Source organism: Piscirickettsia litoralis (assembly GCF_001720395.1).
GTDB classification, from domain to species: Bacteria; Pseudomonadota; Gammaproteobacteria; order Piscirickettsiales; family Piscirickettsiaceae; genus Piscirickettsia; species Piscirickettsia litoralis.
In genome coordinates this window covers 600,060-623,650 of the sequence record NZ_MDTU01000001.1, presented here as the reverse complement: position 1 = coordinate 623,650, position 23,591 = coordinate 600,060, and the positions used below count along the sequence as shown (strand labels likewise).

General features: G+C 40.9%; 27 protein-coding genes and 2 pseudogenes. 22 read left to right on the top strand and 7 right to left on the bottom strand.

Annotated features, from left to right (window positions below):
- The 3 genes from BGC07_RS02970 to BGC07_RS02960 form a co-directional block, all read right to left on the bottom strand.
- Positions 1–632 (bottom strand): substrate-binding periplasmic protein (locus tag BGC07_RS02970; RefSeq protein ID WP_158006850.1); only part of this gene is annotated, 632 nt, incomplete at its 3' end.
- Positions 633–946: 314 nt separating this feature from the next.
- Positions 947–1,837: an AEC family transporter gene (locus tag BGC07_RS02965; protein WP_069311900.1), complete on the bottom strand. Its 891-nt coding sequence runs from the start codon at positions 1,835–1,837 to the stop codon at positions 947–949.
- A 132-nt stretch (positions 1,838–1,969) separates the two neighbouring features.
- Positions 1,970–2,305: a tRNA-binding protein gene (locus BGC07_RS02960; protein WP_069311899.1), complete on the bottom strand. Its 336-nt coding sequence runs from the start codon at positions 2,303–2,305 to the stop codon at positions 1,970–1,972.
- Positions 2,306–2,412: 107 nt separating this feature from the next.
- On the opposite strand from BGC07_RS02960, the gene BGC07_RS02955 reads away from it, so the two are divergent.
- Together BGC07_RS02955 and BGC07_RS02950 are read left to right on the top strand one after the other, a co-directional pair.
- Positions 2,413–3,300 carry a LysR family transcriptional regulator gene (locus tag BGC07_RS02955; RefSeq protein WP_069311898.1) on the top strand — a complete coding sequence of 296 codons (888 nt, stop codon included), beginning with the start codon at positions 2,413–2,415 and terminating at the stop codon, positions 3,298–3,300.
- 392 nt (positions 3,301–3,692) lie between these two features.
- Positions 3,693–5,036 carry a cation:dicarboxylate symporter family transporter gene (locus BGC07_RS02950; protein WP_235602865.1) on the top strand — a complete coding sequence of 448 codons (1,344 nt, stop codon included), beginning with the start codon at positions 3,693–3,695 and terminating at the stop codon, positions 5,034–5,036.
- An 11-nt stretch (positions 5,037–5,047) separates the two neighbouring features.
- Here the strand turns inward: BGC07_RS02950 and BGC07_RS02945 are convergent, their stop codons facing one another.
- The gene (locus BGC07_RS02945) at positions 5,048–6,280 is read right to left on the bottom strand and encodes a pyridoxal phosphate-dependent aminotransferase (RefSeq protein WP_069311897.1); all 1,233 of its coding nucleotides are present in this window, start codon (positions 6,278–6,280) and stop codon (positions 5,048–5,050) included.
- An 88-nt stretch (positions 6,281–6,368) separates the two neighbouring features.
- Positions 6,369–8,300 (bottom strand): LysM peptidoglycan-binding domain-containing protein, encoded by a 1,932-nt coding sequence (locus BGC07_RS02940; RefSeq protein ID WP_069311896.1) that lies wholly within the window; start codon positions 8,298–8,300, stop codon positions 6,369–6,371.
- 128 nt (positions 8,301–8,428) lie between these two features.
- Between BGC07_RS02940 and BGC07_RS20480 the strand changes: the two genes are divergently transcribed.
- The 20 genes and pseudogenes from BGC07_RS20480 (at position 8,429) to BGC07_RS02850 (ending at position 22,653) form a co-directional block, all read left to right on the top strand.
- Positions 8,429–8,668 carry a hypothetical protein gene (locus BGC07_RS20480; RefSeq protein ID WP_069311895.1) on the top strand — a complete coding sequence of 80 codons (240 nt, stop codon included), beginning with the start codon at positions 8,429–8,431 and terminating at the stop codon, positions 8,666–8,668.
- A complete protein-coding gene (locus BGC07_RS02930) occupies positions 8,665–9,177 on the top strand; it encodes a methyltransferase domain-containing protein (protein ID WP_069311894.1) in 513 nt (170 codons plus the stop codon). Before BGC07_RS20480 ends, BGC07_RS02930 begins: the two co-directional genes overlap by 4 nt.
- 52 nt (positions 9,178–9,229) lie before the next feature.
- Positions 9,230–9,613, top strand: a complete 384-nt coding sequence (locus BGC07_RS02925) for a flagellar basal body-associated FliL family protein (RefSeq protein ID WP_069311893.1) — start codon at positions 9,230–9,232, stop codon at positions 9,611–9,613.
- Between the two features lie 132 nt (positions 9,614–9,745).
- Positions 9,746–9,928, top strand: coding sequence for a flagellar basal body-associated FliL family protein (locus BGC07_RS02920; RefSeq protein WP_069311892.1), 183 nt, complete (start codon positions 9,746–9,748; stop codon positions 9,926–9,928).
- Positions 9,897–10,295, top strand: coding sequence for a flagellar basal body-associated FliL family protein (locus BGC07_RS02915; RefSeq protein WP_069311891.1), 399 nt, complete (start codon positions 9,897–9,899; stop codon positions 10,293–10,295). The genes BGC07_RS02920 and BGC07_RS02915 overlap by 32 nt, the downstream gene beginning before the upstream one ends.
- A gap of 14 nt (positions 10,296–10,309) precedes the next feature.
- Entirely contained in the window at positions 10,310–10,768 is a 459-nt protein-coding gene (fliN, locus tag BGC07_RS02910; protein WP_069311890.1) for a flagellar motor switch protein FliN, read from the top strand.
- Positions 10,765–11,190: a flagellar biosynthetic protein FliO gene (gene fliO / locus BGC07_RS02905; protein WP_069311889.1), complete on the top strand. Its 426-nt coding sequence runs from the start codon at positions 10,765–10,767 to the stop codon at positions 11,188–11,190. The genes fliN and fliO overlap by 4 nt, the downstream gene beginning before the upstream one ends.
- The gene (gene fliP / locus BGC07_RS02900; protein ID WP_069311888.1) at positions 11,187–11,921 is read left to right on the top strand and encodes a flagellar type III secretion system pore protein FliP; all 735 of its coding nucleotides are present in this window, start codon (positions 11,187–11,189) and stop codon (positions 11,919–11,921) included. The genes fliO and fliP overlap by 4 nt, the downstream gene beginning before the upstream one ends.
- Positions 11,922–11,947: 26 nt before the next feature.
- A complete protein-coding gene (fliQ, locus tag BGC07_RS02895; RefSeq protein WP_069311887.1) occupies positions 11,948–12,217 on the top strand; it encodes a flagellar biosynthesis protein FliQ in 270 nt (89 codons plus the stop codon).
- A gap of 15 nt (positions 12,218–12,232) precedes the next feature.
- A complete protein-coding gene (fliR, locus tag BGC07_RS02890) occupies positions 12,233–12,946 on the top strand; it encodes a flagellar biosynthetic protein FliR (protein WP_235602864.1) in 714 nt (237 codons plus the stop codon).
- A 70-nt stretch (positions 12,947–13,016) separates the two neighbouring features.
- Positions 13,017–14,150: pseudogene (gene flhB, locus BGC07_RS02885) on the top strand (flagellar biosynthesis protein FlhB).
- Between the two features lie 70 nt (positions 14,151–14,220).
- A pseudogene (flhA, locus tag BGC07_RS02880) lies at positions 14,221–16,315 on the top strand (flagellar biosynthesis protein FlhA).
- Between the two features lie 52 nt (positions 16,316–16,367).
- The gene (gene flhF / locus BGC07_RS02875; RefSeq protein ID WP_069311886.1) at positions 16,368–17,810 is read left to right on the top strand and encodes a flagellar biosynthesis protein FlhF; all 1,443 of its coding nucleotides are present in this window, start codon (positions 16,368–16,370) and stop codon (positions 17,808–17,810) included.
- On the top strand, positions 17,791–18,672 hold the full coding sequence (locus BGC07_RS02870) for a MinD/ParA family protein (RefSeq protein WP_077216721.1): 882 nt from the start codon (positions 17,791–17,793) through the stop codon (positions 18,670–18,672). The genes flhF and BGC07_RS02870 overlap by 20 nt, the downstream gene beginning before the upstream one ends.
- Positions 18,669–19,391 (top strand): RNA polymerase sigma factor FliA, encoded by a 723-nt coding sequence (locus BGC07_RS02865; RefSeq protein ID WP_069311885.1) that lies wholly within the window; start codon positions 18,669–18,671, stop codon positions 19,389–19,391. The genes BGC07_RS02870 and BGC07_RS02865 overlap by 4 nt, the downstream gene beginning before the upstream one ends.
- Positions 19,392–19,477: 86 nt before the next feature.
- Complete coding sequence (locus BGC07_RS02860) at positions 19,478–19,861, top strand: chemotaxis response regulator CheY (RefSeq protein WP_069311884.1); 384 nt, start codon at positions 19,478–19,480, stop codon at positions 19,859–19,861.
- A 25-nt stretch (positions 19,862–19,886) separates the two neighbouring features.
- The gene (locus BGC07_RS02855; RefSeq protein WP_069311883.1) at positions 19,887–20,630 is read left to right on the top strand and encodes a protein phosphatase CheZ; all 744 of its coding nucleotides are present in this window, start codon (positions 19,887–19,889) and stop codon (positions 20,628–20,630) included.
- Positions 20,631–20,641: 11 nt separating this feature from the next.
- Positions 20,642–21,043 (top strand): Hpt domain-containing protein, encoded by a 402-nt coding sequence (locus BGC07_RS23590; protein ID WP_317135111.1) that lies wholly within the window; start codon positions 20,642–20,644, stop codon positions 21,041–21,043.
- On the top strand, positions 21,021–21,233 hold the full coding sequence (locus BGC07_RS23585) for a hypothetical protein (RefSeq protein WP_317135110.1): 213 nt from the start codon (positions 21,021–21,023) through the stop codon (positions 21,231–21,233). Before BGC07_RS23590 ends, BGC07_RS23585 begins: the two co-directional genes overlap by 23 nt.
- Complete coding sequence (locus BGC07_RS02850) at positions 21,193–22,653, top strand: chemotaxis protein CheA (RefSeq protein ID WP_317135109.1); 1,461 nt, start codon at positions 21,193–21,195, stop codon at positions 22,651–22,653. The genes BGC07_RS23585 and BGC07_RS02850 overlap by 41 nt, the downstream gene beginning before the upstream one ends.
- A 73-nt stretch (positions 22,654–22,726) precedes the next feature.
- Here the strand turns inward: BGC07_RS02850 and BGC07_RS02845 are convergent, their stop codons facing one another.
- Both BGC07_RS02845 and BGC07_RS02840 read right to left on the bottom strand, forming a co-directional pair.
- Positions 22,727–23,014 (bottom strand): hypothetical protein, encoded by a 288-nt coding sequence (locus tag BGC07_RS02845; protein ID WP_069311882.1) that lies wholly within the window; start codon positions 23,012–23,014, stop codon positions 22,727–22,729.
- Positions 23,015–23,279: 265 nt separating this feature from the next.
- Positions 23,280–23,591: a hypothetical protein gene (locus tag BGC07_RS02840; protein WP_069311881.1), complete on the bottom strand. Its 312-nt coding sequence runs from the start codon at positions 23,589–23,591 to the stop codon at positions 23,280–23,282.

The window sequence follows — 23,591 nt, the reverse complement described above, 5'->3', positions numbered from 1 at the left end:
TTTTTATATTTATCGTTATTGCTAATAATATAATCAACCTGGTGCTCAGACCCAGCAGCAACTTTTACCCTTCCCAGCAAAAGCATATCTAAATTTTGCTGTACTGAAATGGGACTTTCATCGACAGGAAACCCTCTCTTTTTTAAGATATCTGAAACAGAGTAACCAAGCACAGAACCGATATTGCCGGTCAGGTTTTTAAAGCGTTGACCATCCCATGAGATTGTAGAGCCTTTTTGTACATAAAACATATAAGATAAACTTAATAGTCGCATTGAAGTATCAATTCTACCTTGGTTAAATGGGTAAACCCCCATTTTCAAACGGTCAGGTTTAAAGCTTGCATTAAATGTCCCATCAACCAAGTTAGAGCTTAAATTAGACAGGCAGCGCTTCCAAGGCATACGAATAAAAGACACTTGAATGCCTTGCTTTTCGGCTGCCATTTTCACAATTTCCACAGAACTACCTGGCAGTTGATGAGGAACGACTGGGCCTTGCCCTAGATAATATGGGAAGTTGCTTTTATCTTCGTAAGCAAATATAACTTCTTTAGCATAAGATAAGCTCATAACTGATAATAAAAAAGTAAGATAAATTAATTTCACATAGGCAAACTTCAATACAGCCACTTAAAAAATTCCGTTTTTAAAGACTACTTATAAGTATCATTGCTTCTAACGTCTTGGTCAATGTGCAAGACTTCCGTTTTTATATTGATGCTACAGTGGAATTTCTGTACTTCAAACAAAGAAAAGCCCCAGTGAGGCATGTGGGAAGAGAACATGCAGTTTAGGCATTTTGCCGCTGAACACCTTCTTTAAATATGTCTCAAAAACTCAAAATGAGTCGTTTCGTTGTTTTTAACATCGAGTTAGAAGAAGTCTTCTGCGTAAGAGAGCGATTAAATTTATAGAGTGGGCTAACTTTCTTAATACAAATACAATTAATGCCATAACTGATGAGATATAAGGATAAATACTGGTAGAGTGACAATTGAGGCAATGGTTGTGATAGCGATTACTGAAGAGCTTTCGCGGACATAGATCTGCGATTGTGCAGCATAGATAAAAACTACCGTTGCGATGGGGAGTGAAGCTAGAATTACGCCTGCAATAGCCCATTGAGTGGGGACTTGGAAAATAAGCAATAGCACCATAGTGAGCAAAGGCTGAACTGCAAGCTTTAACAGAGAGATGATGCAGGTATCCTTTACCTTTAGTGAGATTTTATCTTCTGCTAAAGTCGCACCAATGGCAAAGAGTGCACAAGGCGTTGCTGTGCTCGCAATCATTTTAAGGGCTGGGCTGATCATATGAGGCAAGTGGAGATGTAAGCCTGAAAAAACAAAGGCCGTGATCATAGCGATAATAATAGGTTGTTTAATGAGCTGTAGGGCAACACAGCTCAAGTTAACTTTATGCCCGACTTTTTCTTGGTTGACCCAAGGTCCAGTGATGAGTAATAAGACTAATGTTAAAATTGTTGCAATCACTGCGGCAATAATACCTGTGGTGCCTACCACAACAGACAGTATAGGAATCCCCATAAATCCAGTATTGGGTAGTGAAGCGAGTAATGACTTAATGGTAATTTCAGCTTGGCTGTCGTTTTTAAAGGCAATTTTTTTGACTAATATGATTAAGCAAAAGCTAATCGCCATACCTAATGCGAATGCCAAAATAAATCTGAAATTAAACATTGATGAGAGTACTTGCTGAGAAAGGGAGGTAAAAATAAGTAGCGGTAAACCAAAGTAGAAGACAAAGCGATTGAGTACATAGGCTCCTTGCTTGCCGAGTAATTCATATTTTTCAGCACTGAAGCCGAGAGCCATGATTAAAAAACGGGGAGAATTGCATTAAATATTAGCATGCTGCACTCCTGAAAATAGTTAATTTAAATATTAGAGGTAGAAATTAGGCTTTAATAAGAAAGATAGAGTTTGGTCACTTGTTGGCTGCTTGGGTTACACAAGCCTAGCTCCGTTGGGGATTGCACCATCAGGAATCGCTAAAATAACGCCGTCGTCTCGATGAAACCCTACTACTAGACATTCTGATTGGATAGGTCCGATTTGTTTCTTTGGGAAATTAATGACAGCAATGACGCGTTTTCCGACTAAGCTTTCTTTAGTATAGAGGTCAGTAAGTTGTGCACTGGATTTTTTAATTCCAATATCTTTGCCAAAATCAACGCTTAGCCGATAAGCGGGTTTTCTTGCTTCAGGGAAGTCAATGACTTCTAAAATAGTGCCTATTCTAAGGTCAATCTTTTGGAAATCTTCCCATGTAGTCTCTTTCATTTTTGCCCTAATTTTTGGTTAGATGACGATTTATAAAAATTTTACGATGTCATGGTTATAATGTAAAATTAATAATAATTATTAAAATATTACTAAAAGTTATGGCTATGCATATTACACTTCGTCAACTCGAAGCCTTTTTGGTTTTTTCTAAGTATCTGAATTTCTCACAGGCAGCTAAATCGTTGCATTTGAGCCAACCTGCGGTTTCTAAGTTGATTAAGCAACTAGAACTTCAATGCAATAGCCCCGTAATAGAACGCCTTAATCATGAGGTGTATTTGACCTCTACAGGCAAGACGTTGATTAAACATGCTCGGCGTGTTTTGCATGAGGTGAGTGTTTTAAAAGAGCAAGTATTACTAGATTCAGAGCAAGGCTATGGAAGAATAACCCTTTCTATTCACAATATTCTGCAGGATGCTGTATTGGGGTGCTTATCTGAGTTTTATAAGCGCTTTCCTCATGTGGAGTTGGAAGTGCTAGTGGATAATCGTAATAATCAATTGAGGCAACTTGATAATAATGAAGCGGATTTGTATATTTTAGGTCCGATTCCCCACCGTCCTGATTTAGAGCAGTTCTGTTGTGGTGTGGCTCAGATGCTTATGGTGGTTGCGCCTGAACACCGTCTTGCAGCATGTGAGCAGGTTCAAGGGCAGGACTTAAGGGGAGAAACGCTGATTACCAGCGAGGAAAGCACTACTGTTTTTCAAAGCTTAGATGCCTGTCTGGAACGCTGGCAAATCGAGCACAAGCGTTTGAAAATGAATAATAATTATGCTGTTAAGGAGGCGGTACGTAAGGGATTGGGAGTCACTCTCTTGCCCGATTTAGCTTTGCAAGATGATCTGGCTGAAGGGCGTTTGAGGGCATTGAATATGACAGATGTAGCAAGCAGTATTGATATTTACTTAATTCATCATAAAAATAAGGTGTTATCTTCGACGATGGCGTTATTGAAAAAGTTGATCTTGTCGTCTTTAATTCAATAACTAGCCTAGTTTCTAGGTTAATATTGAGAACAATTCTCATGTTTCTCTTGCAAATCTAAACCAAGTTTGTTAGCTTGATAGAGTTCGTAATTTATTTAATGATTTAACGAGAGTTCTTAAACTGTGAAACGTGAACTTCATTACAATCAAAATTCCTCTCTTTTTGGCTGTTGTTGCTAATACACAGTTGTCTTTAGCATTTATTGCTGTTTTTCCTTTTGGTTACTTTAAGTATTTTAAATTTGATTTGAATGGTGTGGGATTAATCGATGAGTATATATCGTTATCCGTTTAACTGTAGCTGTTGTATTTGGCGTTGTTGTTAAGACAATCATTCGCTTTTGCTATTGAGTAGTTGTTATCAGTTTTAATGGTTTTTTTGAGGTTTAGTGATGTCGGCTTTGGTTTTAAGTAAAGTGTATATAGTTATTTTTATTGCACTTTTATTGGCTCTTTACGTATTGCAGCGCAAGGGTATGAAATTTAATGGTTTGGTGTTAATCGCTCTTGTTGTAGGAGTGGTTTTAGGGGCATTAGCACGTTTTAGCTTAGTCGGTGAGAGCGAGGCGATGGCTGATTTAAGCAGCGCTTTTCACCTCATTGGTGCAGGCTATATTGATTTATTAAAGATGCTGGTAATCCCTTTAGTATTCACATCGTTAGTTTCTGCTTTGTTAAGTTTAAGTGATAAGGGAGCGGCGAATTTTAGAGCTTCGGCGATACGCTTTGTTGCTATGCTGTTAATCTTAACCGGTATTTCTGCAGGCATAGGCATGCTGGTGGGTAAGGTCTTTAACTTAGGAGCTGGGCTTGTTATTCCAGGAGTTGACCTACAACCGAGTCATCATTATACCGGTGTGGTGGATACTATCTTAGGAATGTTACCAACGAACCCAATTGCGGCGATGGCCTCAGGAAATGCGGCAGCTCTTGCGTTATTCTCTATCTTTATTGGTGCGGCGGCTCTGGTCGTTAAAAAATCAAAAGTGGCAGATGTGAAGCCATTTGAGAGTTTTATCCAGTCTGCTTTTGAAATTTCAAAGCAGCTTGCACGCTTTGTCGTCGCACTAACGCCTTATGGTGTGTTAGCGTTGATTGCTAATGTTGCAAGTGCAACTGGCGCGAGTTCGTTATTATCTGTGTTAAGCTATCTTGTCGCGATTTATGTGGCAATGGCTATCGTGTTTGCTTTACATTTAGTGATTTTAGCTACACAAGGAGTGTCGCCCGCTTATTACCTTAAAAATGCGTATAAAGCGTTATTGGTGGCGTTTACGACACGTTCGAGTTTTGGTACGTTGCCGGTGACAGAAGAAACATTAAGACAAAAGTTTAAAGTTCATCCAGACCTAGCCACTTTTGCGCCTACGATAGGCTCATCAATCGGCTTTAATGCATGTGCGGGTGTTTTTCCTGCGATGTTAGTGGTGATGGCAATGACGATCATGCATCAGCCGATTACATGGCAAATTATCATGATGGTGATGTTTATTAATGCGATTGCATCACTTGGTATTTCAGGGATTCCAGGTACAGCGTCGATAGCAGCAGCGGTGACGCTATCAACTTTAGGGTTGCCTTATGCCATTATTGCCATTGTTCAAGGGGTAGATCCGATTGTTGATATGGGGCGGACAGCAACCAATGTCAATGGGGTCATGGCAACTGCATTAACAGTGGATAAATACCTAGAAAAAGAAGAAAGCAACTCAGTGGCTGAGGTCCAAGCGGTATAAAGCTAAATGAGTTATGCTGCATTATTATTAGTGATGGCCCAGGAGTGGGCCATTTTTATAGCGAGATATGTTAAAGGGTGTGATTTTTGAAAAAGGCAGAGAGTTTTTTTAATCGCCTGATTTATTTTATCTTCACCTTGTGCAAAACAGAAGCGCAGTTGAGAGTGACCTTTGTTTTGGTCAAGATAAAAGGCAGAACCTGGCACTGTAGCGACTTTAGATTCTTCTAAGAGCGTGGATGCCAAGTTATCTATTTGCCCTAATGGACCATTTTTGGCATCGACAAGGAGGTAATAGGCCCCTTGTGGATTGGGCACATCAAAGCCAATATTGCGCAACGTTGTGACCATTAAATCGCGTTTGTGTAAAAAAGTATCTTGCAATTCATGGTAATAGCTTTCAGGAAGTTTTAGTGCTTCTGCTACGGCATGTTGCAAGGGGGTGACTGGGCAGACATAAAATAAATCTTGTATTTGGCTCATTCGAACAATAAGCTCTTCTGGGCCATAAGCATAGCCAAGACGCCAGCCGGTGATGTTAAATACTTTGGAAAAGCCCGAAAGGGTAATTGTGCGTTGCCAATATCTTTCATCAAGGCTCGCAAATGAAACGTGCTTGAAACCAGGATAGGTGAAATATTCATACATTTCGTCAGTGATGACATAAAGATCTTGCTCTATTGCAAGTTGGCCAATTGTATTGAGTTCATCTTTTGTAAATACTTTACCCGTTGGGTTGTTTGGTGTGCAGATAATAATCGCTTTGGTTTTAGGGCTAATTTGCTGTTTTAATTCATCTATGGAAAAAGCATAATCGTTGAGATTTATACTGACAGTTTTAACTGTGATCCCTAGTGTCTCTGCGATATTACGGTGGTAACCATAGAAAGGTTCGAATAGGATGATTTCATCACCGGGGTCACATAAGGTTTTTAGTGCTGAAACATAGCCGCCGGTTGCACCATGGGTGATGAGCAATTCGTTATCAGGATTCACGTCAATAAGGTTGAAATTGGCGATTTTATGGCGCAGTGCCTGTCTTAATTCGGATACACCACGATTATCTGAATACAAATTTTGGTTATTGTAAATTGCTGCAGAGGCCGCATCTTTGATTGCTTTTTGTACTGGAAGGTCACAGACACCTTGGCCAAGGTTGATGCCGTTAAGCTCGTTACAGCGTGTTGTTGCAGAGCGAATCGGGGATTGCGCTAGAATTTGTATGTCTTTATTTAAGGGCTTCATAAAATAACTCATGCTGTTATAAAAAATATGGCTCTATAGCATGCGATAATTCTTAATAAAAAGCAAAGTCAATGAGGCTAATAAGGCTTTAAGCAGTATCGGTATAAATGGTGAGCGCTTGACCTGCTTTGATATTATTATTACTTAACTGGTTCCAGTGTTGTAGGCTGGCAACGGTTGTATCATAGTGGCGACTGATCGAATAAAGCGTGTCGCCATTACGGACTTTATAAGCCACTTTATTAATGTGATTTGCTTTATTTTTAGCGATTTTTAATTGTTGGCCAGGATGGATATTGTTATTGGTTAAGTGATTCCAGTACATAATGTCATTGACGTTAACATCAAATAGTTGGGATATTTTGTATAAATTGTCTCCTGATTTTACTTTATAGGTGAGCATTTGTTCTTTGGGTGCTTGAACGAGTAGTTTTTGCTTTGGATAAATCTGATCGGATTTTAAATGATTCCAGGATTTTAATTGTGCGGTTGTAATGTTAAACCTTTGAGCAATCGTTGAGATTGAGTCGCCGGCTTGAACAAAGTAAGGCGCATGTCGGGACCGGTGAGCAATAGTCTTGTTTTGCGTCGTTGTTGTGGGTTGTAAATGTAGCGTTTGGCCAATCGTTAGGCTTTGTTCATGGATAGTTGGATTCCAATGTTTGATATCTGCAACACGTATATGGTAGCGTTTGCTAATTTCCCATAGGCTATCACCAGAACGAACGGTATAGAGTTTTGGTGTGGTTACAGCGACAGACCTTGGTTTTTTATTGGTATTATTTTTAACATGGCGTGTTGCCTTAGGTGCTGGATAGAGCAAAAACTGCCCGGGATAAATGAGATGGCCGTCGAGTTGATTGACCTCGCTGAGCATACGTGTAGGAATATCTAGTTTGTTGGCGATGCCGCTGATGGTATCTCCGGGTTGAACACGGTAGCGGTGCCAAGAAAGTAGTTGCTTTCTTGGGTGCTGGCTCATGTGGCTTTCTAGGCGTTTTGCCGCTGCAATAGGCAGCCAAAGAATATGTGGCCCTTTAGGAGATGTGATTAAGCGCGTATAGCCGGGGTTTAATCGGTTAAGTTCATCGGTGCTAATCCCCGCATATTTCGCGACTTGAGCAAGGTTGACTTGTCCACCCATATCGATAGGCATAATTTGGGGTTTATTTTCTATTTGCGGAATGTGAATGTTATATGCTTCAGGGTCGGCAATAATGGCGGCGGCAGCGAGTAATTTTGGTACATAGTCACGGGTTTCGCGAGGTAGGGCGAGGTTCCAGTAAGATGTGGGTTTATGTGCGCGCATATTCTTAGTAATCGCCTGCTGGACGGTGCCTTCACCTGAATTATAAGCGGCGAGGGCAAGCAGCCAATTGCCATCGAAAAAGTTGTGTAGATAAAGTAAATAATTTAATGCTGAGCGGGTGGATTTGCCAATATCAAAACGGCCGTCGTACCACCAGTTTTGTTTTACACCAAAACGAGAGGCTGTGATTGGCATCAGTTGCCACAGGCCAGAGGCGCCGGCACTGGAAGAAACACTCGGTCGAAACCCACTTTCAACAAGAGGAAGTAGGGCGATTTCCATAGGGATGTGGCGCTCTTCGACTTGTTCGACAATATAATAAAGAAAAGGGGTGGCACGCTCTATGCTGGTTTTAAAGTCTTTCGAATGTTTTAAATACCAACGGATGTAATATTGCACACGCGGTATATTATTATAATGATTGAGGGCAAAATGTTGGCGAATTCGCTGCCACAGTTCAACATCCGGGTCTTCAGTGATTGGCCCTGCGGCAAGGCTTTCTATCGGGGTGATTGGAGCTAGGCTTGCAATTGAGTTTGATACAGGTTTTACGCTTGCTGGTGCAGAATTATTGGATTGATTATGAATCGATGCAACAGGGGCCGATACGGCAGTGGAATGAGGGTGTTGAATTATTGAAGTTGTTGTGCAGGCGCTAAGAGCAAGTGCTAGCATTGAAATTGTAGCAGAGGAATAAAAATTGTTTTTCATGTATATGAGCTGCTTTTGTATTTTGATTTGTGTTATGGCTAAGTGTATGGCTAATGATTATCAATGAATTTAATAGTATTCTAGCTGAGGGTGTTAGGAAAAGAAAGATTGTGTTTTTGGAGTGTTGAATGAAGTATCGTCAGTGGCGCTATCGCATGACGGCTTGGTACCAATCTGCATTAGGCGAAGAAATTAGTTCGATGTGTGAGCAACGACTTTCTACATGGTTAAATCGTTGTGGTGGTCAGGTTGGCTTGAGCTTAGGGGTGCCGTTATCACCGAAATTACGCGAATTATTTGCAGAAAATTTTTTTACTGTGAGTGCGCAGCTGATTATCCATTTAGTTATGAAAAACCTGCGAAGGTGATTAGCTCTTACCAACAACTTTCTTTTTTAGAGTCCAGTATCGATTTAGTTTTACTTTCTCATGGCTTAGAGAGTGTTGAAAACGCTGATCAGTTATTAAATGAAGTAAATCGGGTATTGCAGCCGGGTGGGCATGTTATTATCTATGGACTGAACCCTTTGAGTCTTTGGGGTGGGATACGTTGTATTTTAAAATTATTTGATCTCTCACCCTGGGATAGCCATTGGGTGGCGATTTCTCGTATTGAAGATAGGATGCTTTCTTTGGGTTATGAGGTTCGCGATATTCAAACGTTTTTATATCGATTGCCTATATCAAATAAATCACTGTTGCAATATTTTTCTTTTTTGGAGCGGATTCCTGATTATCATGTCGGGGCAATTTATTTCATGGTGTTGAGGAAACTAAGCATTCCACCAGTAAAAGAAAAAGTGACTAAGAAGCAGCGAGTGAAGTCCAAAGTCAAAGTTGTTTTACAGAATTTTTCTAATTCTAATAGACAGTTTTGAAGACATTCAACTATGTTTACCATAGGCTGGGAGGTTTCGTTATGTCTTTGCAATGCTCTATAAAAGCAAGTTTAATTTTCGCTTTGTTTTTTTGTTTACCGCGGCATCCTACGCTAGTAAAGTTGTTTATGTGCCTATTCGCCCCATTTTTGTAACTAATTTACAAGATTCAACGCGGAAATTTTTAAGTATTGAAGTGTCTTTAATGATTCCGGCAGATAAGAAAATTGAGGATGCTCTAAAAGACAATATGCCTTTAATTAAAGATGCGCTGGTTGAGTTATTTAGTAATCAATCATCAAAGAAATTACGTAAACCTGGCAAGCGAACTGAACTAGAAAAAAAAGCACTGGCACAAGTGATCAAAGTGCTCAATGAATATGTAGGTAACTTGGAAGTGAAAAAGGTGCTTTTTACTAAATTTACCATTGGTTGATCGGTTTTATTTAAGTTAATTAATTGTTGTCAAATATTTGTCACTTTCTTTAAAAACATTCTAATTAATAATGAGTTATAAAGTTGGCACATGTTTTGCCAAGCAATGAGAGTGATTATAGGGAAATAATACATGGCGGAAGAAGCACCACAACCTGATGCTGAGCAGGACTCTGAGGAGCCCACAAAAAAAGGCAAAGGCAAACTAATCATTATTATTGTTAGCACCGTTGTCCTGCTTGCAATCATTGGTGGGGTGTTAGCGTTTGTGTTGGGTGGGGGAGATGAGGCTCCAGCAAAAATCTGCAGCGACTGAAACAGCAGCCCCTCCTCCTCCAAAAGAGGTAAAGTTGAAAGAGTCTTTAGGCTATTTAGAATTTGATCCGCCCTTTACCTTACGCTTTTTAGATACTTCAGGGAAATATCAGTTATTGCGCCTTGATTTCGCATTTGCCTTTCAGCCAAAAAGTGACTACTCCAAGCTGTTATCAAAAATGCCTGAAATGCGCCATGAGGTTTTGTCTTCTATTCATAATTTTACGAGTAATGAGCTGGCAACAAAAGAAGGGCGTAAAAAGCTTAAAGATGATCTGTTGGAGAAAATGCGTAAAACCGCAGAGCCGGTATTGAAAGGGCAAGGACAGGTTAAATTTGTACTCATTACCTTTATGGTAATGCAGTAATTTAGGAGAATGCGATGAGTGATGGTGAGGGCGAAGAAGGGGATGACATCAGCTGGGATGAAGCCTTTGAAGAGTCAGGAGATACACAGTCTGATGAAGATGTAGAAGCAGCATGGGGGGCGGCCTTAGAAGAGTCGGGTGATGCCCAAAGTGATGATGAACTTGAAGCATTAAATACAGGGTTTGACCCTATTGCTTTGGCTAGCGAAGAATACCCAGACCTTGAAAAGATACTCGATTTGCCGGTGACAATTTCGATGCAAGTTGGTGGCGCTGATATTAGTATTCGTAACCTCTTGCAATTAAACCAAGGCTCTGTGGTTGAGTTAGATCGTTATGCAGGTGAGCCGCTGGATGTCAAAGTCAATGGGACTTTAGTTGCACATGGAGAGGTCGTTGTCGTTAATGAGAAATATGGCATTCGTCTGACAGATGTCATTAGTGCGGCAGAGAGGTTGCAAAAGCTCAAGTGAAAAAGCATATCACTTTATTGTTATTTTTTGCTTTATCTGCCTATAGCTTTGCCAGCTATGCGGAGCCGCAAACAGTATTGCCCCAGCAGCCTGGATTTATTTCATCGACGGCTTGGCAAATGCTTTGGAGTTCGTTGCTTGTTATTTTGTTAATTATCGGTCTAGGTTTTATTTTAAAGCGGTTACAGCAACGAGGCTTTAATCGACAAGGTGATATCGAAGTTATTGCGACCTTACCTATTGGCTCTAAAGAGCGTTTGGTGATTGTTCAGGTGGGTAAAGAGCAAGTACTATTAGGTGTAACTGCGCAACATATCCAGACGTTACATGTGCTTAATGAATGTATCCAGGCGAAAGATACCCAGAGTTTTCATAAGTTATTAGATAAAGTAAAGCCTAAATTAAAAGGCTCGGTACAATGAAGCGTGTATTGGTTCTTGTGATTTTACTGGGATGTTGCTTTACCATCAGTGCAGCGCCAACGATTCCTATTGTGACGGCAACGACCCAGCCTAATGGCAGTGAGACCTACAGCGTTGGTTTGCAAATTTTATTATTAATGACTGCGCTGACATTATTGCCTGCGTTTTTACTAATGATGACCTCGTTTACACGAATTTTGATTGTTCTTGGAATTTTGCGCCAAGCCTTGGGGATGCCCACAGTGCCGACGAACCAAATCTTAATCGGCTTATCATTATTTTTAACGATATTTATCATGAGTCCAATTTGGATTAAAATTAACCAGCAGGCTGTTCAGCCTTATTTTGCTGATGAAATTAATATTCAAACAGCCTTAGAAAAAGCCCAAGAACCGATACGTAGTTTTATGATTGAGCAAACGCGTGAGGCTGATTTAAAGCTATTTATGGATATGTCAGGAACTCAAGCGAGTCAATTGTCAGATGTGCCATTAACGATTATTATGCCGGCGTTTATTACCAGTGAACTAAAAACAGCATTTCAGATTGGCTTTATGATTTTCTTGCCATTTTTAGTGATTGATCTTGTCGTTGCTAGTGTATTGATGGGCATGGGGATGATGATGCTATCGCCTTTGATTATCTCATTGCCTTTTAAGATTATGCTTTTTGTGCTGGTGGATGGCTGGATGCTGATCTTAGGGACGTTGGCCTCGAGTTTTAGGATATAAGGCCGACGGGTTTAAAGGAGTAAGTGATGACCCCTGAAACAACTGTGGATTTAATATCACGAGCGGTTTATGTGTTGATTATCATGTCTTCTATCTTGATAGTCCCGGGTTTGGTTGTCGGTTTAATTGTTGCCGTATTTCAAGCGGCAACACAGATTAATGAGCAAACCTTAAGTTTTGTACCGCGCTTGCTTGCAACATTTTTAGCGCTTGTATTTGCTGGCCCGTTATTATTAAAAATAATTATGGGCTTTACCGAAGAGCTGATTAAAAACATTCCTTACATTATTAGTTAGCTGTTTAGGCTTGTTGTGTTAGAGTTAACAACCGCTGAAATTCATGCCTGGGTTGCAGGTTATTTTTGGCCCTTTATTCGCATTGCCGCCATGCTGATGAGTATTGCTGTATTAGGATCACAGTATGTTGCAAAGCATGTACGATTAGTGCTCGCCGCATTAATTACGATTATCGCTGTGCCGATCATCCCGCCGGTTCCAGAGTTAGATATCTTATCTATTGATAGCCTGATGATCACGATTCAACAGGTTTTAATCGGTGTTTTTATTGGTTTTATGACTCAATTATTGTTTCAGATTTTTGTTATCGGCGGGCAGATGATTGCAATGCAAATGGGGTTGGGGTTTGCTGCGCTTGTTGACCCTCAAAACGGCTTTATTGTAACGGGGGTGAGTCAAGTTTATTTTATCATGGTCGCTCTATTATTCTTCACGATGAATGGTCATTTAGTTTTTATCCAAATGGTGGTTGAAAGCTTTAGGTTATTACCCATTAAAGCGGGTGATGAACTATCGATGCAGTTTATTTGGTTAATGTTAGAAAAGTTTAGTTGGGTGTTTTCTAAAGCGGTATTAATTGCTTTGCCTGCAATTTTATCTTTGTTGCTTATTAACTTTGCTTTTGGTGTGATGAGTCGTGCAGCGCCTCAGCTCAATGTTTTTAGTATTGGTTTCCCGACGACATTATTGATGGGGCGGTTGTTATTGCTTTTGTTGTTTTCATATTAATGAGCACTTTCAAAGCTATTTTATAGAAATTAGTCAACTTACTTATCAGCTGATTAAGGTGGCATAAGCGATGGCTGATAATAACGATGATGCTCAAGAAAAAACCGAAGAACCCACGCAAAAACGCATTGATGATGCACGTAAGCGGGGTCAAGTCCCGCGTTCAAAAGAGTTAAATACATTTGCTATTGTTGTTTTTGGTGTTGTTTTTTTAATTGTTCTTGGTCAGTATATGGCAGAATATCTTTTTAAAATTGTTAAGTTGTGCTTTTCAATTGAGCCAAGTGAGCTTGTTAAAGATGGCTTAATGATGGGTAAAATTAAAGAAGTTTCTGTGTTAGCTGGTTATTTATTATTGCCTTTTTTGGTATTAATTTTATTAACTGCCTTAATTGCACCTATACTCATGGGTGGCTTGAATTTTTCGTCTGAAAGTCTAACGCCAAAGCTGGATCGTATGGATCCGATTAAAGGCTTAAAAGAATGTTTTCGATTAAATCCATTATTGAGTTAATTAAAGCATTTTTTAAATTTTTACTCGTTATGGCGATGGCTACTTTTTTTGATGTGGTTCTTTGCCGAAAAATTTTTACACTTGGCGTATGAAGGGGATAAAGCCGCATTATTACATGCATTGTCATTAGTGGGCTGGTGCGCATTTGGCTTGGGGATGACTTTATTTATTGTTGTGATGATCGATGTCCCTTTTCAGCTTTGGGATTATAAAAAACAATTAAAAATGAGTCATAAAGAAATCAAAGACGAACGTAAAGAAACGGATGGTCAACCTGAGGTCAAGCAGAAAATAAGACGTTTGCAGATGGAGATGAGTCAAAAACGCATGATGGATGGCGTGCCAACGGCTGATGTTGTCATTACTAACCCGACGCACTTTGCTGTGGCTTTAGTCTATGAAGAAAATGCTGCCGGTGCGCCTTTAGTTGTGGCTAAGGGAGGAGATTTTATTGCTGAGCAGATTCGTAAAGTGGCAGAGAGCTGTGAAGTGCCCATTGTAAGTTTGCCAGCACTTGCACGTTCTATTTATTACACTACAGATATAGGGGATGAAATTCCAGAGGGCTTGTATCTCGCAGTGGCACAGGTATTAGCCTACGTCTTCCAGTTAAAACGCTATAAATCAGGTACAGCAACACGACCGAAAGTACCGAGAACCGTGCCGATTCCAGATGAGTTAGCACATTAAGCTAGAAAATAACAGAAACAAAGTCGAGCAGGATAGAGCAGAGTAGAAAAGAAATAAGGTGATGAACTAAATGGATGCAACACCATTTCAGCGGCGAATAAAAGCATTAAAAATAGCAGGGTTAGGTGCGCCGATTATTGTCCTAATGATGCTGGCGATGCTGGTTTTTCCCTTGCCTCCATTTTTATTGGATTTATTTTTTACCTTTAATATCGCTTTGGCTTTATTAGTTTTACTGGTTGTCATTTATGCAGGTAAGCCATTGGATTTCGCAGTATTTCCAACGATTCTACTCGTTGCTACTTTATTGCGTTTAGCACTAAATGTTGCATCGACGCGTGTGGTTTTGCTTGAAGGACATACTGGGCCGGATGCTGCTGGGAAAGTGATTCAGTCGTTTGGTGAGGTTGTGATTGGTGGTAACTATACCGTGGGTTTTGTCGTTTTTATTATTTTGGTTTTGATTAATTTTATTGTTGTAACCAAAGGGGCTGGGCGTATTTCTGAGGTCAGTGCACGCTTTACCTTGGATGCGATGCCCGGTAAACAAATGGCAATTGATGCGGATTTAAATGCAGGCTTAGTGACACCGGACGAAGCGAAAGCACGGCGTGAAGAAGTTGCTCAGGAAGCTGATTTTTATGGTGCAATGGATGGTGCGAGTAAGTTTGTTCGTGGTGATGCGATTGCCGGAATATTAATTTTATTAATTAATTTAATCGGTGGTGTTGCGATTGGCGCGATGGATCACGGTATGACGTTTTCCGAGGCATTTCAACGTTATTCCCTTATGACGATTGGAGATGGCTTGGTCGCTCAAATTCCATCACTGTTATTATCTACTTCAGCGGCGATGATGGTCACACGCGTATCGACGAGCGACAGTGATGTTGGCCATCAAATTTTCAGTCAAGTTTTTACGAACTATAAAGTCTTTACGATTGCAGCAGCTGTTATGGGGGCGATTGGTTTGGTTCCTGGCATGCCCCATATTGTCTTTTTAACATTGGCCGTTGTGTTAGGAAGCATTGCCTATTTATTAAAGCGCAATTTAAAAGAGAAGAAAATACAAGAAATAAAAGAGTTGCAACAAGAAGCGGCTGATAACCCGCCCGATCAAAAAGAACTCTCTTGGGATGATGTCGGCCAAGTGGATATGCTCGGCCTTGAAATTGGTTATCGCTTAATTCCGATGGTGGATAAAGAGCAGGGGGGAGATTTAACCTCAAGGATTAAAGGCGTGCGTAAAAAATTATCTCAAGAACTTGGCTTTTTAATCCCATCGGTGCATATTCGCGATAATTTAGATTTAGCACCGAATCATTACCGTATTACTTTGATGGGGGTCAATGTTGCAGAGGCCGAAATCTATCCAGATATGGAGCTTGCGATTAACCCTGGGCAAGTGATGAAAAAGTTAGAAGGAATCGATACACGTGATCCTGCTTTTTCTCTAGAAGCGACTTGGATTGATAAAAAATTGCGTGAACGTGCTCAAACATTAGGCTATACCGTCGTTGATGCAAGCACGGTGATTGCAACTCATGTGAGTCAGATTTTACAGCAAAATGCTTCTGAGTTATTAGGCTACGAAGAGGCACAATTATTACTGGATCAATTAGCGAAAACTGCACCGAAACTTGTTGATAATCTAGTTCCTGATATTTTACCTTTAGGTGTTGTTGTGAAGGTGTTACAAGGCTTGCTGGATGAAGGTGTTCCTGTACGCGATATTCGTACGATTTGTGAAACATTGGTGCAGTTTGGCGGACAAAGTCAAGATTCTGACGCACTGCGAGAAGTGGTGCGGATGTCGTTAAAGCGTTTGATTATGCAGCAAATCAATGGGTTGGCTCAAGAGTTGCCGGTGATCACTTTGGACCCTTACTTGGAACAAATTTTTGCAACAGGCCTTTATTGGTGATGGGACAGGCAGTGTGGAGCCCGGATTGGCTGAACGTTTAAACCAAAGCTTAACTGAGTTATCTCAAAAGCAAGAGGCATTGAGCCAGCCTGCTGTCGTTGTTGTTTCACCACAGATACGTCAACAGTTCTCGCGATTTATACGCCAGGGATTACCGAATTTATTTGTGATTTCTTACCAGGAAATAACCGATGATAAGCAGATTAAAATCATCGCATCGATTGGTCAAGAAGGCGCTTAATATATAGAACTGAGAGTATGAATGAAGATTAAACGACTTTTTTGCAGAGGATATGCGTAGCGCACTTAAACAAGTGCGAGAGGTTTTAGGTCCTGATGCTGTAATATTGTCAAACCGTCGTGTCGATGGTGGGGTTGAGTTAGTGACTGCTGTTGATTATGATCCGACAGCCATTAGAAAAATTGCCAACACGCCCAAAGTGGCCCGAAGTGAAAATAAAGAAAACAACAATTCAAGGGAATTACTTAATAATCACCCCTTACTCAAAGAAGCAACATCTAAATCAACGACTAAAGCAAAAAGTAAGAATAAAAAGAAACCGGCTAAAAACAAGCCGATTAAAGAACTAGACCTTGCTACAGCAGAAGGTCAGCGTAAAGTAGCTCAGAAACCACCTCAGTCATCTCAGTTAGTGCAAGAGAATCAGCAGCAGTTTTCTAGCGAGCGTTTGAACTCATTGATTCAAGAGCAAGAGTCTAAAGTAACTGAGAAAGTAAAAAAATATGATTTAACGCAAGATACTGACAGTGTAAAAGTCGAATGGTCAGAAGAGCCCACGCTTGTTGCAATGCGACGTGAATTAACGTCGTTGCGAGGGTTATTAGAGCATCAGCTTTCAGGTTTAGCATGGGCAGATATGGAAAGGCGTTCGCCCACACAAGTGATGTTGCTGCGGCGCCTAAGCGAAATGGGTCTAGAAGCAAATATCTGTCGTAAAGTTGTTAAACGAGTCAATGCAGATGGCAATATTGAACATTTATGGCGACAAGCCTTGCAAGTGTTATCTCGATTATTAAAAGTCTGCGGCGAGGATGTTTTACTCGATGGTGGAATTACAGCGCTTGTTGGGCCGACTGGGGTCGGTAAAACGACGACGATTGCTAAACTTGCTGCGCGCTATGCGCTTCATCATGGTGCGAGTGAAGTTGCACTCATTACAACAGATACCTATCGCATCGCAGCACATGAACAATTAAAAACCTATGGGCGTATTTTAGGGGTGCCTGTGCGTATGGTGGGGGATGCTGCGGCTTTGCGCAGTGCGTTGCATGAATTTCGTGAGCGTAGCTTAATTTTAATTGATACTGCAGGCATGAGCCAACATGATGAGCGTTTGAGTGATCAGCTGAATATTCTGTATGAGGGCGGCCCTCATGTGAAGCGTTACTTAACCTTATCAACGACGAGTCAAGTTTGGGGATTAGAAGAAGCGGTTAAGGCGTTCGAGCCTAAAGAACTTGATGGATGTTTACTGACAAAATTGGACGAATCAACCAGTATTGGTGGAGCCATTAGTACAGCGATTCAATATGATTTACCTGTTGCTTATATTACTGATGGTCAACGTGTTCCAGAAGACTTAAAGGTTGCACGGGCACATAATTTAATTAACCGAGCATTAACACTGATGCAAAAGCGTTATCGAGAAGTAACAGACGATGCATTAGCGATGGTTTTTGCTCGAGGGGAAGAACATGGACGAGAAGTGTTATGATCAGGCCGAGGGGCTACGCAAAAGAATGCATGATCCCAAATCAACACAAGTGATTGCGATTACCGGTGGTAAGGGTGGTGTTGGGAAAACCAATATTTCTGTGAATTTATCGATTGCTCTGGCACGTCAAGGCCAGTCTGTCATGTTGCTAGATGCTGATCTGGGCTTGGCTAATGTCGATGTATTATTAGGAATTCACCCTGAATATAATATTGCCGATGTACTAAAAGGAAACTGTGCTTTAGATGATATTATTGTCGAAGGTCCTGCCGGGGTGAAAATTATTCCATCGGCCTCAGGGTTGCAAAAAATGTCCGAATTATCGACACGTGAGCATGCAACTTTGATTCAAGCCTTTAATCATTTAACTGTAAGTTTAGATACTTTAATTGTCGATACTGCTGCGGGAATTTCAGATGCAGTGGTGAGCTTTTCACGAGCCTCTCATGAGGTTGTTGTTGTTGTTTGTGATGAACCTACATCAATTACTGATGCTTATGCTTTAATTAAATTATTGAGTACAGAATATGATATGCGGCGGTTTCGAATTTTGGCAAATATGGTTAAAAATAGTCAACAAGGTGAACAATTATTTGAAAAGATGATTGCTGTAACCGATCGATTTTTAGATGTCATGTTGCAATATGTAGGAGCCTTGCCCTTTGATCCTTATATAAGAAGGGCTGTACAAAAGCAAAAGGCGGTGGTCGAAGTATATCCGCGTTCAGAAGCAGCCGTTGCATTAACCACACTTGCTCAGCAAATACAGCAATGGCAGACGCCTAACGTTGCAAATGGGCAAACTGAATTTTTTGTTGAGCGCTTGATTCGTCAACACTCGATGGGAGGTGCGATTGCGTGAAACGAGCTGAGAAGTATGCTGAGGTTCAACAAGAAGACTTGAATGATCTTGTTAAAAAGCATACGACATTAGTGCGGCGCGTTGCTCATCACTTAAAGGGAAGATTGCCTGAGGCCATACAGGTCGATGATTTAATTCAGGCAGGGATGATTGGTTTGATTGAAGCGGCCAAAAAATACGATGCGAATAAGGGCGCGAGTTTTGAGACCTTTGCCGGGATTAGAATTCGTGGTGCGATGCTCGATGAAGTCAGAAAAAATGATTGGGTCCCTCGTTCGGTACACCGTAATGCGCGGGAGATTGCAGAGGCGATTCAGTCTCTTGAAGGGCAGTTTCATCGTGATGTGAAAGATAGTGAAGTGGCTGAATTTATGGGGCTGACGCTAAGCGACTACCATCATATGTTACAAGATACGAGCGGGAGTAAGCTACTCGGTTTTGATGACCTGGGGGTTCCTCTTGATATTGCAGCGCCTGTTGAGCGTCACCATGTGGGCCCTGTAGATAAACTACTTCGTGAAGATTTTAAGCAACGTATTGCAGATCAAATATTGACCTTGCCTGAACGTGAAAAGTTAGTGCTGTCACTGTATTACGATGAAGAGCTGAATTTAAAGGAAATTGGTCAGGTAATTGGGGTTAGTGAATCCCGAATTAGCCAGATCCACAGTCAGGCCATGCTTAGGCTTAGAGCGCGATTACAGATGAATGGAGAATAAATTCAATCACATTCTGTCGATCTTGCCTATACTTAAGCTAGGTGCCGGGCTTACACCAGTGCGGGGAGGCCACTTTGGATAAGAATATGAAAATCCTTGTTGTGGATGACTTTTCCACCATGCGACGGATTGTAAAAAATTTATTGCGTGATTTAGGGTTTACAAACATTGCAGAGGCAGATGATGGGGCGACTGCTTGGCCATTATTACAAAAAAGTGACTTTGACTTTCTAGTCACTGATTGGAATATGCCAGGGATGACAGGGATCGATTTGCTTAAAAATGTGCGAGCGCATGATCGGTTGAAAGCGATGCCGGTTTTGCTGATCACAGCGGAGCAAAAAAGAGAACAAATCGTTGAAGCTGCACAGGCTGGTGTTAATGGTTATATCGTTAAACCATTTACAGCTGCAACTTTAAAAGAGAAACTTGACAAGATTTTTGAGCGCGTTGATGGGGCAAAAAAATAACTGGATGTAAAGATATATAGATATTATGAAAAGTGAGGAGAAACTGTTAACTCAGTCGACTCTCGAAAAAGCTTGGTCCTTAGTTGAAAGCTTGGAGGGAGGCGACGCGAAAGAAGCGACGCGTTTGGTTGCAGAGTTAAGTGTTTGCCTCGAAGAAAATTTTGTTCAAGAAGTTGGCAAAGTGACCCGTGACCTTCATAATACGCTCGTCGATTTAAGCGAACATAAAGAGAAAAACTTAAAAGAAATTACAGATGATTTGCCTGATGCAAAAGATCGTCTAGAACATGTTGTTCAGCTGACAGAGAATGCAACGAATAAAACGATTGATGCCATTGAGGTGTGTTTGCCTTTAGGGGATCAAATGGCCTTACAGTCGGCTCAGTTACTGACAGAGTGGGATCGATTACAACACCATGATATGACACCGAAAGAGTTTAAAGAGCTTTATCATGGCTTGGGTTCTTTTTTGGGGGATTTAAGAGGGAATGCAGAATTTTTAAATAAAACTTTAAATGATGTTCTGATGACACAAGAATATCAAGACTTAACTGGGCAATTGATTGGGCATGTTTTAGATCTTGTTAAACATGTTGAAATTAGCTTAGTGGATTTAGTCGATGCCGCTAAAGATGCGGGCTATAACTTCACTGAAAAAGAAGGGAATACAGCAGTGGCTGAAGGGCCTGTTGTCAATGCGCATAAGCGAGAAGATATCGTCGCAAACCAAGATGATGTGGATGACTTGTTATCCAGTTTGGGACTGTAAAGGAGTCATGAATGGCGTTAGATCCAGATGACGAGATTCTCCAGGACTTCTTAATTGAAGCTGGGGAGATATTAGAGTCGCTATCAGAACAACTGGTAGAGCTTGAGTCTCGTCCGGATGATGCAGATCTATTAAATGCTATTTTCCGTGGCTTCCATACAGTTAAAGGAGGTGCGGGTTTCTTAGCGCTTGATAACTTAGTTGAAGTTTGTCACATTGCTGAAAATGTATTTGATATCTTACGACAAGGTGAGCGTCAGGTTGATGCTGATCTTATGGATGTCATGCTACAAGCTCTTGATACCGTTAATGCAATGTTTGAGCAAGTGCGCTCATTTGAAGATCCGGATAAGGCTGAGCCTGAACTATTAAAAAATCTTAAATGCATTGGTGGCTGGTGGCGGAAGTGTTGAAGCCTCTGCTGAGGAAGTGCCTGCAGAGCCTGAAGAAAAGAAAGAAGAAAGTTCAGAGCCTGCCTTAGGCGGTGATGACATCACTGATGAAGAGTTTGATCAGCTACTTAATGAGTTACATGGCTCTAATGTACCAGGTGCAGGTCCGAGTGAAACTGAGGATAAAAAAGGAGGAGAAGCCGGCAGCTGAACCAAAACCTGCTGGTGGTGATGAGATCACCGAAGAAGAGTTTGAGGGCTTGCTCGATGAGCTTTATGGTGAAGGTAAAGGCCCTGCAGGAGCGGCTTCACCGGCCTCAGCCTCTGCTGCTGAAGAGGAGAAAAAGCCAGAACCTGAAAAGAAAGCGGCTGAGAAGCCTGTAGAGAAAAAACCAGAACCTGAAAAGAAAGCGGCGGTACCTGCTGCGAAAAAAGAGGATGCTGCAAAAGCAGAGGCTTCTGTTCGTGTCGATACGAGTTTGCTTGATGATATCATGAACTTGGTTGGGGAACTTGTTCTTGTTCGTAATCGTTTAAAAACGCTGGATATGAACGCAGAAACCACAGATGAGGGAATGACCAAGGCGATTGCTAACCTGGATATGGTGACAGCAGACTTGCAGACTTCTGTGATGAAAACACGTATGCAGCCAATTAAGAAGGTTTTTGGGCGCTTCCCTCGTTTAGTGAGAGATTTAGCGCGCAGTTTAGGAAAAGAAATTGACTTAAAGCTTGTTGGTGAAGAAACTGATCTTGATAAAAACTTGGTTGAGGCTCTTGCTGATCCTTTAGTTCACTTGGTCAGAAACTCATGCGATCATGGTGTAGAAATGCCTGATTTGCGCGAGGAGCGTGGTAAAGTTCGCAAGGGAACAATTACTTTATCCGCAGAGCAGGCTGGTGATCATATTTTAATTTATATCGAAGATGACGGTAATGGCATGAACGCCGATGTGTTGCGTGAAAAAGCCATCGAAAAAGGCCTAATGGATCGGGAATCAGCAGAGCGATTAACCGAGAAAGAATGCTATAATTTAATCTTTATGCCTGGATTTTCTACCAAGGCTGAAATCTCAGATATTTCAGGCCGAGGTGTGGGCATGGATGTGGTAAAAACAAAAATTACCCAGCTCAATGGCCGTTTAGAAATTGACTCAACCTTAGGGACTGGAAGTCGGGTTACCATTAAAGTTCCGCTGACCCTTGCAATTTTGCCGACATTGATGGTGATTGTAAAAGATCAACGCTTTGCTTTCCCATTGACAGCTGTAAGTGAAATATTCCATTTAGATCTGACTAAATTAAATATTGTGGATGGCCAAGAAACAGTGATTATCCGCAATAAAGCGCTACCCTTATTTTTCTTGAACCACTGGCTCATTAAGGACTCACCAAAAGAGCGGCCTGATAGTGGGCATGTGGTGATTATTTCGGCAGGTTCTCAACGTATGGGCTTTGTTGTTGATCAATTAGTCGGCCAGGAAGAAGTGGTGATTAAGCCTTTAGGTGGCCTGTTACAAAGTACAACGCCGGGGATGGCAGGAGCAACGATTACAGGTGAAGGGCAAATTGCATTGATTCTGGAAATTGCCGACTTAATCAGGCACTATGCCAAGCGTGTTATTGCCTAGCAAGAGGTGTAAAAAAAATCACAACTCACCCTCAGGTCCTATAGGGTTGTTGCGCTCGCCCACAACGGTATTTTTACTCCCATTTTCTTAACTTTTTAATCGGCCTGTTATTGATGCCTTCGTTTAGAGCCGCATTGCAGGAGTGACGACCCATTTCTTGGCGCTTAGTACACTCATCAATATACAGTTTGCAGAGTGCTTTTTCATCTTTTGTCGGCTGGCTGATATTTTGGCAATGTTTAACTTCTTTTTTTAACTGATAGTCAGGCATTTTACTAATACGCTGTTGTTGGTCGCACCCTGAAATAAACAGGATTGAGATAAAAACAGGTGTAAGGCCATAAGGCAGTTTATAGTCCATAATGTAAAACTGTTGAAGATTAATTATGTTAATTAAAGTATAAACAAAATTAAAATAAATAACGTGATGACTGGGAAGATGAAAAATTATATAGAATTTCTTTTATTTTTATCGTAGCCAGTGGCACTTATATCAGCAAATCTAAAGTGAGCGCTGAAAAGAAGTATTATTGACGCACAAAGTTTGATTGATCGTTTGAGCTTATCATACAGCTTTGGAGACACCTATATCGGCTTAAAAGCCTCTAAAAATTAGTCCAGACTTTTTATAAACTCATATGAGGCATCATGGCCTTCAGTGCAGTCTCTGTGGACTCTCCTGTCATTTCGCAAATCGCAAGAGCATGTTTTGTTAATTTTTCTGATAAATGGCGAGAGTAATGTTTTTGGGCATTGATCATGGATGCTGGATTATCAAGGTGATCAAAGTCTTTAAAGTACTGTTCTGCGCATTCGTTACACTCTTGAATCAGCTTTAGATTTTGATTCATCAGATTCAAAAAGAGTTCAGAGGATGCTTTGATTGTTTGGCTAGAAGATTCTAACCATTGGTTTGGTTCTGGCTGATTTGTTCGCAT

Excerpts from the sequence above, each read along its gene's own strand:
- fliQ (WP_069311887.1), top strand. The coding sequence starts at position 11,948 with ATGACCCCTGAAACAACTGTGGATTTAATATCACGAGCGGTTTATGTG.
- BGC07_RS02925 (WP_069311893.1), top strand. The coding sequence starts at position 9,230 with ATGCTCTATAAAAGCAAGTTTAATTTTCGCTTTGTTTTTTTGTTTACC.
- BGC07_RS20480 (WP_069311895.1), top strand. The coding sequence starts at position 8,429 with ATGAAGTATCGTCAGTGGCGCTATCGCATGACGGCTTGGTACCAATCT.
- flhF (WP_069311886.1), top strand. The coding sequence starts at position 16,368 with ATGCGTAGCGCACTTAAACAAGTGCGAGAGGTTTTAGGTCCTGATGCT.
- BGC07_RS02950 (WP_235602865.1), top strand. The coding sequence starts at position 3,693 with ATGTCGGCTTTGGTTTTAAGTAAAGTGTATATAGTTATTTTTATTGCA.
- BGC07_RS02855 (WP_069311883.1), top strand. The coding sequence starts at position 19,887 with ATGAAAAGTGAGGAGAAACTGTTAACTCAGTCGACTCTCGAAAAAGCT.
- BGC07_RS02960 (WP_069311899.1), bottom strand. The coding sequence starts at position 2,305 with ATGAAAGAGACTACATGGGAAGATTTCCAAAAGATTGACCTTAGAATA.
- BGC07_RS02860 (WP_069311884.1), top strand. The coding sequence starts at position 19,478 with ATGAAAATCCTTGTTGTGGATGACTTTTCCACCATGCGACGGATTGTA.
- BGC07_RS02845 (WP_069311882.1), bottom strand. The coding sequence starts at position 23,014 with ATGGACTATAAACTGCCTTATGGCCTTACACCTGTTTTTATCTCAATC.
- BGC07_RS02955 (WP_069311898.1), top strand. The coding sequence starts at position 2,413 with ATGCATATTACACTTCGTCAACTCGAAGCCTTTTTGGTTTTTTCTAAG.
- BGC07_RS02940 (WP_069311896.1), bottom strand. The coding sequence starts at position 8,300 with ATGAAAAACAATTTTTATTCCTCTGCTACAATTTCAATGCTAGCACTT.
- BGC07_RS02920 (WP_069311892.1), top strand. The coding sequence starts at position 9,746 with ATGGCGGAAGAAGCACCACAACCTGATGCTGAGCAGGACTCTGAGGAG.
- BGC07_RS02840 (WP_069311881.1), bottom strand. The coding sequence starts at position 23,591 with ATGCGAACAAATCAGCCAGAACCAAACCAATGGTTAGAATCTTCTAGC.
- BGC07_RS02945 (WP_069311897.1), bottom strand. The coding sequence starts at position 6,280 with ATGAAGCCCTTAAATAAAGACATACAAATTCTAGCGCAATCCCCGATT.
- BGC07_RS02870 (WP_077216721.1), top strand. The coding sequence starts at position 17,791 with ATGGACGAGAAGTGTTATGATCAGGCCGAGGGGCTACGCAAAAGAATG.
- BGC07_RS23590 (WP_317135111.1), top strand. The coding sequence starts at position 20,642 with ATGGCGTTAGATCCAGATGACGAGATTCTCCAGGACTTCTTAATTGAA.
- BGC07_RS02915 (WP_069311891.1), top strand. The coding sequence starts at position 9,897 with ATGAGGCTCCAGCAAAAATCTGCAGCGACTGAAACAGCAGCCCCTCCT.
- BGC07_RS02965 (WP_069311900.1), bottom strand. The coding sequence starts at position 1,837 with ATGGCTCTCGGCTTCAGTGCTGAAAAATATGAATTACTCGGCAAGCAA.
- fliN (WP_069311890.1), top strand. The coding sequence starts at position 10,310 with ATGAGTGATGGTGAGGGCGAAGAAGGGGATGACATCAGCTGGGATGAA.
- fliP (WP_069311888.1), top strand. The coding sequence starts at position 11,187 with ATGAAGCGTGTATTGGTTCTTGTGATTTTACTGGGATGTTGCTTTACC.